Source organism: Variibacter gotjawalensis (assembly GCF_002355335.1).
Lineage (GTDB): Bacteria > Pseudomonadota > Alphaproteobacteria > Rhizobiales > Xanthobacteraceae > Variibacter > Variibacter gotjawalensis.
In genome coordinates, this window is the sequence record NZ_AP014946.1 from 4175619 (window position 1) to 4190553 (window position 14935).

Genomic DNA, 14935 nt, shown 5'->3' on the forward strand with positions numbered 1-14935 from the left:
ACGCGATTTGATCTAATTAACGCGAAGGTACGCTACCGCGCACAGAACGGATCGCCATGGTGGACGACGATGAGAGAACCGGCCGTGACGTCCCCTTTCCAGGACAGCCCCTACCCAGCCGTGAAGAATGTGTTGCGCAGGCTCGACGCTTGATGGCCGAATCTGACGAGACGCACGGCGAAATCGAGAAAGCGGATCTGCTGCGACAAGCGGGGCTTTGGCTCGAACGCGGGAGGCGCCGACGTTAGCGCCTGTCGACAACTTAGTCCGCCCGACAAACACAAGACATCACGCCGCTCGACCTGTCGTAGCGCCGATGCTATCCTTACCCCATTGCCGGTTACGACGACACTGCTCGGGCATCGGCAGCTGAGAGACCGAGTGCGCTCCCGCTCGTTACAGTGGGAGCCTTCGTGCCATACGTTTACCGAGCCGTCGCGCTCGACCGAAACAATCGCATTACGAAGCCACCGATTGTTCTCGACGTCGTAACCGACATTGCTGCGCTGAAGGGTCGGCGAAACATCGCCGCGCCGCGTCGCCAAACTCAGCCGCGCGGTCGGCGTCGCGCCTTTGACGCGGCGATACGCGACACCTTCGATATTCATGCGCTGAAGCGATGATGGCACGAACGTAATCCCGAGCCCGGCCGCGATGAGGCTGAGCGTCGAGCCGATGCGCGGCCCTTGCTGCGTCGACGCGCCGAGATTGCCGACGCTCGGATTGAAGCCTGCCGCATGGCATGCCGCGATGATCGTGTCGTACATGCCGGTGCCGGGCGGGCCGTACAGAATGAAATTTTCCGCCGCGAGTCGCTTGAGTCCAATCGGCGTCTCCTTCGCGCCCTTGGCGAGTGGATGGCTGCTCGGCAACGCGACGACCATCGGCTCGTCGAGCAACGGCTCTATGGCGAGATCCTTCGCGTCGGCCGGCGCCGTGCGGATGAACGCAACATCCATACGTTCGCTGCGCAGGCCGGCGAGCAATTCGTTGCTGAGCGACTCCTCCAACGTTAGCGTCACCATCGGGCAGGCTTCGCTGAAGGCGCGCATCGTGCGCGCAACGAGCGGATGGAAGGACGACGTCGACGTCACGCCAACGCAGATCCGGCCGAGTTCACCGCGCGCCGTGCGCCGCGTCGACTCGACCGCGCGATCGAGCTGCGCAAGCGTCGCGCGCGCATCGTCGAGAAAGCGCGCGCCCGCTTCGGTGAGTTCGACGCCGCGCGCTTTACGGCGGAAGAGCTGCACGTCGAGTTCTTGTTCGATCGCCTTGATCTGCTGGCTCAGCGGCGGCTGCTGCATGCCGAGACGCTCGGCGGCCCGGGTGATATGCCCCTCTTCGGCGACGGCGATGAAATAGCGCAGGTGCCTCAGTTCCATCGTCATATCCAAAACATATGGATTTCCCCTGAGACGTATTATGGCTCGCAGGTCTTACGAGCGCTATGGCTGTGCGGCCGAAGCATGAGACGGGGTGAACCGATGATCCTCAATCGCAGACATCTTCTCAACGTATCACTCGCGACTGCTGCAACCGTTGCGGCTCCCAGGATTGCCCGCGCGGAAACCTATCCGGCGCGGCCGGTCCGGCTGATCGCGCCCTTCGCGGCCGGCGGCCCCAACGACCTGATGGCGCGATTGATCGCGCAGGGGCTCTCGAACAGCCTCGGCAAACAGTTTTATGTCGAGAATATCGGCGGCGCCGGCGGCAATGTCGGCACCGGCCAAGCGTCCCGCGCGGCGCCCGACGGCTACACGATGATCGCGGTTGCGCCGAGTTACGCGACAAATCCGGCGCTGTTCGACAGCGTGCCGTACGACCCCAACAGAAGCTTCGATGCCGTCACGGTCGCGGCGACCGCGCCGACCATCCTGACGGTGCATCCTTCCGTGCCGGCGAAGACCGTCGGCGAGTTGATCGCCGCCATCAAGGCGACACCGGGCAAATACAGCTATGCCTCGCCCGGCGCCGGCACGCCGCCTCATCTGCTCGGCGAACTGTTCCGGCTCTCGCTGCAGCTCGACATGGTGCATGTGCCGTTTTCCAGCGGCGGCCAGGCGATCGGTTCGACGCTCGCCGGACATACGCCGATTTCGTTCGGTGCGCTGCCGCCCGCCGTCGAACATGTGAAAGACGGCAAGCTGCGCGCACTCGCGATCACGTCGACTGAGGCATCGGACGCGCTGTCCGGTGTGCCGACCGTCGCGCAAGCCGGATACCCGGATTTCGCGGCCGACATCTGGACCGCGGTGCTGGTCCCGGCCGGCACGCCGAGAGACATCGTTGCGTTGCTCCAGCGCGAGATCGCTGCGCTGGTTAACCTGCCGGAGACGCGAGACCGCATGGCGGCGCTCGGCTATCGTCCGGTCGGCAGCACACCGGACGATTGCGCCAAGCTCCTGGCGATGGAGGCGAACCGATGGGCGAAAGTGATCAAGGACGCGGGCATCAAGGCGCGTTGACGCACGTGCACGTCGCCGAGCATTACGCGCGGGGTCGGCTGGTCGACGCTATTCGCGAGGGCCTTGCCCAGACCGGCAAGTCCGAAACAACTGTGACGGCCGAGGATCTCGCGCCGGTCGACGAGTTTCACATCGGCGGGCGCACCGCCACTCAGGAGATCGCGGGTGAGCTCGGGCTGACTGCGACCGACAACGTGCTCGATGTCGGCTGCGGCCTTGGCGGTCCGGCGCGCCAGATCGCGGCGCAGTACGGCTGCCGCGTGGCCGGCGTCGATCTCACGCGCGACTATGTCGAAACCGGCAACGTCCTGTCCGGGTGGTTGAAGCTCAATGATCGTGTGACGTTGCGCGAGGGCAATGCGTTGTCGCTGCCGTTCGACGATCAGACTTTCTCGGCCGCGTATATGCTGCATGTCGGAATGAACATCGGCGACAAACACACGCTCTTCGCCGGCGTCGCGCGCGTGCTGCGTAAGCGCGCGCGTTTTGCCGTCTACGACGTGATGCGAACGGCGGACGGCGACTTGCCCTATCCGTTGCCCTGGGCGAGCAGCGCGGCAACGAGCGCGGTCGCCTCGCCGGCGGACTATCGCGATGCATTTCGCGCCGCCGGCTTCGAAATCGTTTCTGTGCGCGATCGCCGCGAGGTGGCGCTCGCCTATTTCGCGCGGCAAAAGGCGCAAGCCGCAGTCGCGGGATCTGCAGCGCGTTCTGCAGCGCTTGGGCTACATGTGCTGCTCGGCGCGCGGCGGCCCGAAATGGTGCGCAACATGAGCGAAAGCATCGCGGCGGGGCTGATTGCTCCGGTCGAGATTATTGCGCGGATGGCCGGATAGCGCGGCGAAAACTGGCTGGGGCGCCTGGATTCGAACCAGGGGATGGCGGAATCAAAATCCGCTGCCTTACCACTTGGCTACGCCCCAACAGCCGCGAAGCAGCCGGCCCGCTTCGCGAGCGCGGCGGACCATAATGGCAGCCGCACGCCCGATCAATCACCCAACGCGCGAGAAAACGCCGTTCTCGGCACCTTCTTCGACCATAAGCCGGAACAGCGTGAAGATTTGCGCCGAAACACGGTTTTTTCGGCAGATCAGTGGCTTGCGGCGGGGCAACCACCCCGCTATACAGCGCCCTCACCGGCGGAGCGTAGCGCAGCCCGGTAGCGCACCTGCTTCGGGAGCAGGGGGTCGCAGGTTCGAATCCTGCCGCTCCGACCATTTGCCTTCAGCGACATTCCCGGCCGTTTCGCTGTGACACCCACGTCGGTGCCACATTGCCGCCTTGCGGGCACCTCGCGGCTCCCGGATGATGGGCAAAAGCCCTGCCCCGCGATTCCCTCATGACCGAACCACAGAACAAGACGCAGACCTGGTCGGTCGGCGGCCAATCGGTCACCGGGGCGACGCATATCCACTACAACATCCCCAATCAGGACGCGATCGCGTGGAGTCCGCGCGAAGGCGAAGGCGAGGCAACGGTCCTCGCGTTGTCGGATGGCCATGGCGCAAGCCTGCACTATCGCAGCGGCACCGGCTCACACATCGCGGTCGAAACCGCCGTGCAGGTGCTCACCGAGGCTTTGCGCGATCCGGCCTGGATCGCGCGCGCGGACGCGGGTGTCGGCCGCCAGCTCGTTCGCGATATCGTGGCGCGCTGGCAATCCGGCGTGAACGACGACATCGCGGCGCGGCCGCTCGAAAAGCCGACCACAAGCTACGGCGACCGTTTCCTACCCTACGGCGCAACGCTGATCGCCGTCGCGGTCGCGGCGGAGGGCGTGTTCGCACTTCAGCTCGGTGATGGCGACCTTCTGCTCGGCCGCGCCGATGCGGTCGTGATGCGTCCGCTCGAGAGCGATCGCGGTCTGCAGGGCGAGCAGACGTACTCACTATGCCTGCCGGACGCCGTGGAACGCACGCGCATCGCGATCTTCCCGGCCAGCGAGGCCATCGACTTCGCGATGCTGTCGACCGACGGGCTTTCCAAATCCTTCGCAAACGATAACGCCTTTATGCGCCATGCCGTATCATGGCGCATTCTGCTCGCCGGCCACGGCTACACGGCTATCGCGGCGAAGCTCGAACGCTGGCTCGTCAACGCGACGCGCTTCGGCAACGGCGACGACGTGACGCTCGGCTTCATCACGCGCAAACTCGCGGCGGAATCGTCGGAGCTGAAACGGTTCAAGCTGTATCCGGCCGGCGGCCTGCCGCGCATTCCGGGCAGCCGCACGCTCGCCTACGGCGTGACGACCGCCGCAGCAGCCGTGTTTGCCGTCGCGGGCTTTCTGCTCGCGCGCTGGTGGGGCTGAGCTACTTCCGCCGCAGCAATTGCGTCAAACGCGTTTTCTGCGCCGGTTCGGAGCCGACGCGCCGCGCGTAGTAACCTGCGTTCTTCAGGATGCGCGGAATGCCGTGCACCATATCGCGGTCTTTCTGCTTCTCGGCTGCCGATAGATCGTCCCACGGCTCAAGCGACGGATGCTCGCGCGTTGCGTCGTTGCGCACCGCGCCGTGCCGCCAGCCCGCGATGTAGCGCTCCGCGCACCAACGCGCATGCTCCATCTGCGCGAGCCGCTCGATCTCTTCGGGCGAGAGATCGAACTTGCTCTCTTGATCGCCCTTCACGGCCTCAAAATTCACCGCGCGCAGCTTCGCTTCGAGATGATCGGACTGATGCCGGCTTGCATCGCGATAATCTTCCGCAAGCCGCTCCCACGGCTCGGCCGACGGCTTCACGGGCGCGTCACGTGCGGGCGGCCCGATCATTTCGAGATACGTCTGGTGCACGGCGCGCGCCATCAGATCGAGGCTTTCTTTCAGCACGATCTCGGGCGTCGAAACTTTCTCGGGCTGACCGAACGGCCGGATGTAGGCGAGCGTCGCGCCCGACGCGCGCGCGATCGCGCCAGCGACAGAAGGCGCGCCGGACAATCGCACGAAGATCGGCAAATCGCCGAGGTTGAAGCGTGTCGCAGTGCGCTGCACCTTCGCGCCGGCCGCAAGACCGAGACCTTCGTTGCCGAGACAAATCACGACGCGCGTTGGGCGAATGTCGGAGAAGATCGCTTCGAGCCCTTCAGGCTGCTCCTGCCGCATGTCGGCGCTGACAGCGTGCAGGTCGCATGCATTGCGGAAGCTGACATGCTGGCGCGCGAACGACTCGACCGCGGCCGTTGCGTCTTGATCGACGATCGTGAGCAAAGGTTTGCGCCCATCGGCGAAATGCGCCATGCGCCCGATTTGCAACGCCAAAGCTTTGCCGGTCTCACCGAAGCCGACGATGACGACATGCGTGCGCGCACCGGCAACAACCGCATCGTCGAGATCGAGCGGGTGATCGGCGAGCAAGCCGCGCACCATGTTCCGCTGCAGCGACATCATGCCGAACTCGTAGGTCGGCGAGCGCTCGACCAGCAGCAAACTCGCGGCCTGACGTAAATCCGGATCGCCGACGGCGGCGCGCGCTTTCAGCGGCGGCAGCGTGTGCGAGCGCGATTTCTGCACGAGCGCCTTCGCCTTCAACACGGCCTCGACATTCAGCATGTCGTCATCGCACATCGCGACCAGCGCACTCGCGCGGTGCAGCGATGCGGCGCGCAACGTGCCGAACGTCACCGGTCCGCCGGCCTGGATCACCGGCACGTTGAGCCGATGATAAGCCTCGTCGTCGCTCTTCTCGTTCATCTCTATGACGACGACTTTGGTCTTGCCGTCGCGCGCGAGATTCTCGACCAAGTTATAAGCGCGCTCGCCGCTGTCGCAGACGACGACATGGCCGCGCCGAAAGCGCGCAAGAAATGCGCGGATGGTGCGGCCGAACGTTTCGAAGATCGCGACCGTGACGCTAAGCAGCAGCGCAAGCGGCATCAGCACGCGCGCGACCAGCATCGTCCACGGCTGTTCCGGCGAGTTCTGCGGCGTGCCCGGCGGCCCGGCAAACGGCTTGAACAGCATCTCGGCTGTATGCAGAAAGCTCTCGTACCAGAGAATGCCGCCGGACAAACCGAGCGGCGGCCGCGCCAGCATGTCGAAATAGCCGATCAGCGACAGGATTGTGCCGATCAACAACATGCCGAAGCTGGCGATATACTTTTTGTTGAAATCCACGGAAACGTCTCAGGGGTCAGACAGCACGACCGGAAGCGCGATTGGCCGCATCGGCAAAGGCCGTGCCGGCAATCGCGGCCCCGGCCGGACGATAGCGTGGATGCAAAGCCGTTAATTGCGAAATCAGTGTGGCGGCGCCGCTATCGATCCCCAGATCGAGGAGATCGCGGAAGATCGTCCGGCGGCGAAACAGGCTCGCAATGATATCCGGACCGAAGCCGCCGCCCTCCTGCGGCAGCTCCCCGGTCAGCACCTCGTAAGCCATGATGCCGAGCGCATAGAGGTCGGTGCGCACATCGATAGTGCCGCCCCGCGCCTGCTCCGGCGGCATATAACCGGGGGTGCCGCCCGCCGCGCCGTCGCCGGATTTGCTGAGCAGCGCGATGCCGAAGTCGACCAGCACCGGCGCGCCGCTCGGGCGGACGATCACGTTGTCAGGCTTCAAATCGCGGTGAATGACCCCCGTCGCATGCACGGCCGCAAGCGAGAACGACACGCGCGAGAGAACGTCGTAGGCGCGTCCGCGGTCGAACTTGCCCTTCATCGCGTCGCGCAGCGTCTTGCCTTCGACGAACTCCTGGATCAGCAGCGAGTCGCCGCCGGGCTCGGCGAGCAGACCGTAAACGCGCGCGATGCCGGGATGATTGAGCCGCGACGCTGCTTCGACTTCGGTACGCGCCGCTTCGAGCAGACGGCCGCGCAAACCTGGATCGTAAATCTCTTTCAGAGACGAACGCTTGATCGCGACTTCTATACCGAGTTCCAGATCGTAGGCACGCATCACCTTGCCGAAGCCGCCGGCGCCGAGCGGGCGCTGACGCACAAAACGCGCGGCCGTGTCCACCGAGGCCTCGGCCGGAACGTCTCGCGAAAGCCCCGCACCCTCTTCGCCGCCGCGCGACGACATGCGCGAGCGCACTTGGTCCGCATAACCGTTGAGCCCGCGCGCGACAGCACGGCGCAACGCGGCGCCGAGCGTGCGCTCGGCTTCATCGCCTTGCTTGAGCGCTTCGAGCGCCTGCGCATGCAGCAAACGCACCTGCACTTCGCGCGTTGCAAGATCGTCGGCCGCGTAGCGCGCGATCACATTCTGCAACACGCCGGCGGCACGTTCGGCGTCGCCTTCCGCGAGTGCCTGCTCGGCCTCGACATGCGCGATCTCGACCGCCTCGAATGACTCTTTGTCGGCCGGCGCATACGCGATCGCGGCGTCGATCGCGGCGCGCGCCGTCGCAAGCTCGCCGGCAGCGCGATCGATGCGTGCCGATTCAAGCCGTTCGAGCATCAAGAGCCGCGATGACGCGCCTTCCAGCGTGCGCCCCGCCGAATCGCGCAAGGCGCGCGCCTTCTCGATCAAGCCGGCGGCGACGAGCGCCTGCAGGAGATTGACCCAGGCGCGCTGATATTCGCGTTTCGGCAACGCATCGCCGCCGATCGCGAGCGCGCGGCCGAGTAAGGCCTGCGCATCGGCGGGGCGACCATTCTCGATCTGCAGGCGGCCCGCTTCGATGAGCGCCAGACCGGTGGTCAGCGGACTGCCGAGGAAACTTCCCTCCGCAACGGCCCTGAGCAATGCGAACGACGCCTCGCGCCCATCGCCGCGCCAAATAAAGACCGTGGCAATCGCCAGCAAAACCTTCGCGAGTTCTTCCGGGTCGTCGGCTTCCTCCAACAAACGCCGCGCATCGTGCAGATCGCCGAGCGCCTCGCTGCCGAAGCCGAGCCGGTTGGTCGCGATCGCGCGGGCGCGCAGGAGCTGCGCCTTGAGGCGCGGTTTGCCTTCGACAGCCGTTTCGATCTCGCGCAGGCGCGGCAGGATCATGTCCGCCGGCTGATTGGCGGCCAGATCCGTGAAACAGCTTTCGATGATATCCTTGGGATCGGGCGCCGGCGGCGCAGTCATGTCTTCCCCTCGCCGCCAACGCTCATACGGGCTTGCATGGCTGATCATAGCCCGGTCACCGACCGGAAATAAAGCTTCGCAAGTCTGGTGCAAAGCTTGACAATGCCCCAATCCCAACACAGTGGGTGGCTCAATTTCGCGCCGCGTGCCCTCGCTCCGAAATCCCAAGGGAGTCCAATGCCAACAATACGTCATCGTACTGGCCCACTGGCCGGCAAAGAACAGAACATCGATCCGCGCGTCGAACGCATCACCTTCGGCCGCGATCCCGCCGCCTGCGATGTCGTATTCCCGCCCGATCTGACGGTCGTGGCCCGCCGCCACTTCGCTTTCATCCGCAAACCGTCGGGCGAGTGGATGTTCGAAGACTTCGGCGACCCCTATGTCGCGATCAACGGCGATGCAGCCGAGAGTGACGAGGCGGTCCATTCCGGCGCGCTCGTCGAGCTCGGCAAGAAAGGCGGCCCCTCCTTCGAAGTGATCTTCGAAGGCAAGGAGATCGATGCCGCGCTGCCGATGACGGCTGTGCAACAAAAGGTCACCAGCTCGCGCGAAGCCGCGCGCCGCGCCCGCACCTACGCGATGGGCGGCACCGCCGCCGCCGTCGCGATTGCGCTGTGTGTCGGCGCTTACGCCTTCTTCAGCCGCAGCGACGCTTCGAAGCTCGAAGGCGCCGTCGCGGAACTCGAGCGCAAGCAAGCCGCCGCAGCTGCCGACAGCATTCCGGGTCCGGTGCGTGACAAGGTCATGGCCGCCGCTCACGTCGTCGTCGTGCAGTTCGCCGACGGCCGCGTTTCGGCGCAAGGCACGGCGTCGCCGATCGGCGAGGATCTGCTCGTCACCAACGCGCACGTCGCGGAACTCCGCGAGCAGCTCGGCCCCAAGGATAAGCTCATCGTCCGCTCGCCGGGCGAGAAGGGCAAAGTCTACGAGGTCATAGAGCACAAGCTCCACCCCGGCTATCGCGCTTATTCGTCGTGGAAGGATGCGGACCCGATCTTCGTGACGGCCGCAAAGTCTTGCGCAACCTGCTTGCCCAACGTGCTCGCCGGCAGCCCGAGCTATGACGTCGCGCTGTTGCGCGTCGCGCGTGGCTCGAACCTCTCGCCGATCCTTGAAGTCGCCACCACCGAAGAGTTGATGGCGATGCGTCCGGGCCAGGCGATCGGCCTCGCCGGTTATCCGCTCGAGCGCATCATCGGCAGCGAAGTGCAGGGCCTCAGCGCGACGCCGAGCATCCGCACCGGCATGATCACGGCGATGACCGACATGTTCAATCTGCCGGGGGATGTGAAGCATCGCCGCCTCGTGCAGCACAACATCCCGGTCACCGGCGGCAACTCCGGCTCGCCGATGGTCGCACCGAACGGCAAGCTCGTCGCGCTGCTGAACGCCGGCAACATCGTTAAGGCGGCCGACGGCGGACGTATCCCGAACGCCGCGATCGTGAACTACGGCCAGCGCGCCGACCTCGTGCGCGAACTGCTCGACGGCACGGCGGAGGCCAACCTCAAGTCCGAACTCGCTTACTGGACGCAGCAGACGGCCAGCATGCAGCGCGGCTTCGAGGTCATCGTGCCGATCCTAGTGTCGCAGTCGCGTCCCTCGAATGTGAGCGAAACCACCAAGCCGCAGCTCGTCAGCGAGTCGAAAGGCGCACTGACGAAGTCGGAAGCTTTTTCGGCGAAGGATCGCGAAGGCAAGGACTCGATGCGCCGTCAGCGCATTCAGCCGATCCAGCTGAAGGCGAACGTCCCGACGACGATCGTCGCTTACGCGAACCAGCAGACGCCGTTGCAGCTCTATCTGGTCGTCGACGGCCAGATCGCGCAGCAGGACGAACGCGGCACCTGGTTCCCGGCGATCACGGTCCGCAGCGACAAGGATCAGTCGGCCGAGGTCTATATCGTCGGCGCCGACAAGGACACGGAGTATCGCCTCCAGCAGTATTCCTGGGCGGCTCCGGGCTCCTGAGTCCCCGACACATTCTGCGAAAAGGGCAGCTTCGGCTGCCCTTTTTTGTTGGCGGCCGCGCGCTGTACAGCCGCACACGATCCTGCTCTGCTTTGGTAAATCGCGAGGCAGACGCCATGATCGACGCCGCATTTCGCCAAGCCCTGACCGGCATTTCCGGCATTCTCGTCACGCCGTTCGATCGCGACGACAAAGTCGCGCCCCAGCGCCTGCGCCCGGTGATCGACCGCGCGATTGCAGCGGGCGTGCACATCCTCGTCGCCAACGGCAACACCGGCGAATTCTACGGCCTCACCACGGCCGAAGCCGAGGTGATGGTGCACTCCGCCGCCGAACAGATCGGCGGGCGCGTCCCCCTCCTCGCCGGCGTCGGTCGTTCGATCGGCGATGCCTGCGCGCTCGCACGCGCGTCGCGCAAAGCCGGGGCCACCGCGCTGATGGTGCATCAGCCGCCCGATCCCTTCGTCGCGCCGCGCGGCGTCATCGCATACGTGCAGCGCATCGCCGAAGCCGGAGATGGCTTGCCGCTGATGCTGTACTTGCGCAACGACGGCATCGGCCTCGACACCATCGCGGAGCTTTGCCGCGTTCCCGGCGTCGCCGGCGTCAAATGGGCGAGCCCGACGCCGCTCCGTCTCGCCGACGCAATGCGCCGCTGCGATCCGAGCATCGTCTGGGTCGGCGGTCTCGCCGAGACATGGGCGCCGCCGCTCTACGCCGTCGGCGCGCGCGGCTTCACGTCGGGCCTCATCAATGTGCGCCCCGATCTCTCGGTCACGATTCACGCGGCTCTCGACAAGGGTGACTACGCGCAGGCGATGACGTTGATCGCGTCGATGGAGGAGTTCGAAGCCATTCGAGCCGAGGAGCAGAACGGCACCAACGTGACGGCGGTGAAATCCGCGCTGCAACTCATGGGCAATGATTGCGGCCCGACGCGGCCGCCATCCGCGTGGCCGCTCACCGACAAGCAACAAGCGCGGCTGCGCACGCTGCTCGCGTCGTGGGAGTTGCTCTCGGCGGCTTGAGCGCCGCGCACCTCCAGCCAACAAAAAACCCAGCCGTTCGGCTGGGTTTTTCTTATTCGTATGCGACGCCGACTACTTATTCGGCTGGAACTCGAGCAGTGCCTTCGTCATCTGGCTGAACAGCACCGCCGAGTCGCGGAAATGCGTTGCCGAGACGCCGTCGCCGAAGAAGTGCACGTCCATCTCGTAGGTTAGCGAGCTGTTGCTCGGATCGATCGAGAGTTTGGTGAAGCGCTTCTGCTGGTTCCAGGCATTGACCCAATTGATATCGATGCCCTGCTGCTGATTATAGTAGATCACGAAGGTCGCGGTCTTGCAGATGTTGTTCTCGCAGTTCTGGTGCAGCAGCGCCATGTTCTGGCCCTGCACCTTACCCTTGAGGTGACGCGCGTTCTGGATCGTGATGATTTCGAGATCCGCGTAACCGGCTGCGCGCAGAACCTGCTGCGAAATTTCCGGCGTCGTGCCGGCGAGCAACGGCGCGGCCGAAGACTGCTGCTGCGGAGCGCCGCCACCGCCGCCCGGACCAGCACCCGGGCCGCCGCCAGGACCACCACCCGGGGCAGCACCGCCGCCTTGGGCCGGCTGCTGCTGGATACGCGGCTGCGCAAAAGCGTCGGCGGAGACGAGCAGGCCGAGTGCGAGGAACGCGGCGGTGAGCAAAGTGCGGCGCATACACGGATTCCTTTTCGTTGATTCAAGAGCTAAGCTTCGGCGGGGATTGTTATCGAGGCTAATTCCGCATTGCAAGGTAAGGCTTGGGAAAGGTCGAAACTTAAGGATTGCGGCAACCGGGCGCAGGTGCCCGCCTCCGAAATACACCCGGTTCTTCACGATCAAGCCGGAAACGTCGCATTGAAATGCCGTAATGTTTCGGCAAATATCATCCCAGGTTTGCACAACAACACGTCTGCACAATAACCAGAGGTCATCATGTTCAAGGCTTCCTCGATTGCTCTCGGCTTGGCCGCACTTTGCGCCACCGGCGTTGCTCATGCCCAGACGGGCACTGACGATCTCACGAAATTCACGGCGGGCCGCAGCGCTCTTTCGGCTCAGCCGGCCGGCACCCTTGGCGCATCGCAGCAGCAGGCTCCGCTCGCCGCTGGCGTTGACGGCAAATTCCGCGTCGGCGTCCCGGCTCCGGGCGCTGTCGCAACCTCCGAGCCCTCGATGGCGATGAATGCCGGCATGTCGGCCGCAGGCCCTTCGAATCCGCTGCAGGGCATTACTCCGGCGCTCAGCGATGCAAAGTTCGGCGCGAAGGATAATGGCGCTCAGGCTGACGGCGGCAAGTTCTCGCAAGTTCTGCCGGCCGGTACGGCCCTGCTCGGTGTCGAGTCGAGCCAAGGCGGCAACCTGAATGCTTCGGCCTTCGGCGCTGCGAATAACGTCAAGCTCGGCGTTCAGTAATCTCTGAAATCTCCTGTTTGAGTAAAAGGCCCGGCCGCAACGCCGGGCCTTTTCCGTTTCGGCTTTCGCGCCGCGCGCGACATCGCTAGCCTCGCGACATGCCGAAACATTTTCCCAACGCCTGCGACTGTCACACCCACGTCATCGGATCGAAGACGCAATACCCGCTGATCGCGAAGCGCGCCTATACGCCGATGCAGGCGCCGCTCGCCGACCTCGTCGCGATGCTGACGCGGCTGAAGCTTGAGCGCGTCGTGATCGTGCAGCCGAGTTTTTACGGCACCGACAACACCTGCACGCTCGATGCGATAGCGGAACTGGGTGACCTCGCGCGCGGCGTCGCTGTACTCGGCAACGACACGCCGAACAGCGAGCTAGACGACCTGCACCGCCGCGGCGTGCGCGGCCTGCGCGTCAACGTCGCGACCGGCGGCACGAACAAACCCGTCGAGACGATTCGCGACGGCCTGAATGCGGCGGCGAAACTCTGCGCCCGCAACGGCTGGCATCTGCAGACTTTCATTCCGTCCAGCGCCATCGCACCGCTCGCGCCACTTTTCGCCGACCTTCCCGTGCCGATCGTCATCGACCATTTCGGCCTCATCGCGCCGGGCGAGGAAGAAAGCGCCGCCGCCGACGCCCTTAAGCGCCTGCTCGCGAGCGGTCGCGGCTGGGTAAAGCTTTCCGGCACCTACCGCATCACGACGCCGCCGTGGAGCGGAATGACGGCCCTCGCCCAAGCGCTTGGCGCCGCCAATCCGGATCAGGTCGTTTGGGGCTCGGATTGGCCGCATACGCCCGGCGGAAAGTCCGGCAAACCGGCGAGCGACCGCGAGGAGCCTTTCCAGGATATCGACGCGCAGGCCCTGCTCGATCTCATCGACACGTGGTTTCCGGACGAGACGATGCAGCGCAAGCTGCTGGTCGACAATCCGGCGCGCCTCTACGATTTCTGAGCCAGTTCGTCGACCAGTGCGCCGACACGATCCGCGAAGGCTTGCGTGCCGAGAGGTCCGCCGAGATCGCCCGTGCGCCATTCCGGCTTCGCAATCGCGGCATCGAGCGCGGCTTCGATGATCTCGGCCGCCCGCGTGAGCCGGTCGTCGTTGCGCTTCTCGCCGAGCCACGCGAACAACATCGCGGCGGAGCCGATCAGCGACGACGGATTGGCGCGATCCTGTCCCGCGATATCCGGCGCCGAGCCGTGTTGTGCCTGCGCCACCGCATGCTCCGCTCCAACATTCAGCGACGCCGCCATGCCGAGGCTGCCGGCAATCTCTGTTGCCTGGTCAGACAGAATGTCGCCGAACATGTTGGTCGTGACGACGACATCGAATTCGCTCGCATTGCGCACCAGATGCGCCGCCATCGCATCGATCAAGCGCTCCTCGTAAGCGACCTCCGGAAAGCGCTTCGCGACATCGCGCACGCATTCGAGAAACAATCCGTCGGAGACGCGCAGCACATTCGCCTTGTGCACGGCGGTGACGCGTTTGCGTGGCCGCTGCATCGCGATCTCGAAAGCCGCTTCCGCGATCCGGATTGATCCGCCGCGCGTCACCTTGCGCACCGCAAGCGCGAGATCGGGCGTCGGCATGAACTCGCCGTTGCCGAAGAACATCGTGCGGTCAGCGTAGAAGCCCTCGGTGTTCTCGCGCACGATGACAAGATCGACGTCGTGCCCGCAGCGCGGCGGAAACCCGACGCGGGAGCGCGCCGGCCGGATGTTGGCGTAGAGGTCGAGTTGTTTGCGCAGCGCCCCGGATGGATTGCGCCCGCCGCGATCCGGCGGCGGATATTCGAGATGCGAGACGGGGCCGAGGATCACGCCATGCGCGAGCCGCGCCCGCACGATCACGTCGTCCGGACACGTGCTGCCATGCGCTTCAAGCGCCGCGAAACCGACCTCCGTATGCTCGAAATGGAGATGCAGCCCCAGCGCGCGATCGACTGCCGCGAGAACATTCAGCGCCGCGCGGGTGATTTCCGGACCAATTCCATCCCCGGCGAGCACCAAAAGGCGAAGTCCTTCGCTCATCGCTG

Annotated in this window: 12 protein-coding genes and 2 tRNA genes; 8 read left to right on the plus strand and 6 right to left on the minus strand. The window is 65.0% G+C overall.

Annotation, left to right across the window (positions count from 1 at the left end; translation table 11 throughout):
* Nucleotides 1–110: 110 nt before the first annotated feature.
* The gene (locus GJW30_RS20455) at nucleotides 111–1382 is read right to left on the minus strand and encodes a LysR family transcriptional regulator (protein WP_197703745.1); all 1272 of its coding nucleotides are present in this window, start codon (nucleotides 1380–1382) and stop codon (nucleotides 111–113) included.
* 102 nt (nucleotides 1383–1484) lie between these two features.
* Here GJW30_RS20455 and GJW30_RS20460 point away from each other — a divergent pair, with 102 nt between their 5' ends.
* The gene (locus GJW30_RS20460; protein ID WP_157746805.1) at nucleotides 1485–2465 is read left to right on the plus strand and encodes a Bug family tripartite tricarboxylate transporter substrate binding protein; all 981 of its coding nucleotides are present in this window, start codon (nucleotides 1485–1487) and stop codon (nucleotides 2463–2465) included.
* Entirely contained in the window at nucleotides 2423–3301 is an 879-nt protein-coding gene (locus GJW30_RS20465; RefSeq protein ID WP_096358229.1) for a class I SAM-dependent methyltransferase, read from the plus strand. Before GJW30_RS20460 ends, GJW30_RS20465 begins: the two co-directional genes overlap by 43 nt.
* A 12-nt stretch (nucleotides 3302–3313) precedes the next feature.
* On the opposite strand, the gene GJW30_RS20470 is transcribed toward GJW30_RS20465, so the two are convergent.
* Nucleotides 3314–3388: transfer RNA gene (locus GJW30_RS20470), tRNA-Gln, on the minus strand.
* 217 nt (nucleotides 3389–3605) lie between these two features.
* Here GJW30_RS20470 and GJW30_RS20475 point away from each other — a divergent pair.
* Together GJW30_RS20475 and GJW30_RS20480 are read left to right on the plus strand one after the other, a co-directional pair.
* Nucleotides 3606–3682: transfer RNA gene (locus tag GJW30_RS20475), tRNA-Pro, on the plus strand.
* 122 nt (nucleotides 3683–3804) lie between these two features.
* A complete protein-coding gene (locus GJW30_RS20480) occupies nucleotides 3805–4776 on the plus strand; it encodes a protein phosphatase 2C domain-containing protein (RefSeq protein WP_096358230.1) in 972 nt (323 codons plus the stop codon).
* A gap of 1 nt (nucleotide 4777) precedes the next feature.
* Here the strand turns inward: GJW30_RS20480 and GJW30_RS20485 are convergent, their stop codons facing one another.
* Complete coding sequence (locus GJW30_RS20485) at nucleotides 4778–6574, minus strand: NAD-binding protein (protein ID WP_096358231.1); 1797 nt, start codon at nucleotides 6572–6574, stop codon at nucleotides 4778–4780.
* 16 nt (nucleotides 6575–6590) lie between these two features.
* Nucleotides 6591–8477 carry a serine/threonine-protein kinase gene (locus GJW30_RS20490; protein WP_157746806.1) on the minus strand — a complete coding sequence of 629 codons (1887 nt, stop codon included), beginning with the start codon at nucleotides 8475–8477 and terminating at the stop codon, nucleotides 6591–6593.
* A gap of 177 nt (nucleotides 8478–8654) precedes the next feature.
* On the opposite strand from GJW30_RS20490, the gene GJW30_RS20495 reads away from it, so the two are divergent.
* Both GJW30_RS20495 and GJW30_RS20500 read left to right on the plus strand, forming a co-directional pair.
* Nucleotides 8655–10451, plus strand: coding sequence for a trypsin-like peptidase domain-containing protein (locus GJW30_RS20495; protein ID WP_157746807.1), 1797 nt, complete (start codon nucleotides 8655–8657; stop codon nucleotides 10449–10451).
* Between the two features lie 116 nt (nucleotides 10452–10567).
* Nucleotides 10568–11479 carry a dihydrodipicolinate synthase family protein gene (locus GJW30_RS20500; RefSeq protein ID WP_096358233.1) on the plus strand — a complete coding sequence of 304 codons (912 nt, stop codon included), beginning with the start codon at nucleotides 10568–10570 and terminating at the stop codon, nucleotides 11477–11479.
* A gap of 72 nt (nucleotides 11480–11551) precedes the next feature.
* On the opposite strand, the gene GJW30_RS20505 is transcribed toward GJW30_RS20500, so the two are convergent.
* The gene (locus GJW30_RS20505; RefSeq protein WP_096358234.1) at nucleotides 11552–12154 is read right to left on the minus strand and encodes a YbjN domain-containing protein; all 603 of its coding nucleotides are present in this window, start codon (nucleotides 12152–12154) and stop codon (nucleotides 11552–11554) included.
* 258 nt (nucleotides 12155–12412) lie between these two features.
* Here GJW30_RS20505 and GJW30_RS20510 point away from each other — a divergent pair, with 258 nt between their 5' ends.
* Nucleotides 12413–12892: a hypothetical protein gene (locus GJW30_RS20510; protein ID WP_096358235.1), complete on the plus strand. Its 480-nt coding sequence runs from the start codon at nucleotides 12413–12415 to the stop codon at nucleotides 12890–12892.
* 98 nt (nucleotides 12893–12990) lie between these two features.
* Nucleotides 12991–13848 (plus strand): amidohydrolase family protein, encoded by an 858-nt coding sequence (locus tag GJW30_RS20515; protein WP_096358236.1) that lies wholly within the window; start codon nucleotides 12991–12993, stop codon nucleotides 13846–13848.
* Here GJW30_RS20515 and GJW30_RS20520 read toward each other — a convergent pair.
* Complete coding sequence (locus tag GJW30_RS20520; RefSeq protein ID WP_096358967.1) at nucleotides 13836–14930, minus strand: isocitrate/isopropylmalate dehydrogenase family protein; 1095 nt, start codon at nucleotides 14928–14930, stop codon at nucleotides 13836–13838. The two genes, GJW30_RS20515 and GJW30_RS20520, sit on opposite strands and share 13 nt — an antisense overlap.
* Nucleotides 14931–14935: the final 5 nt, after the last annotated feature.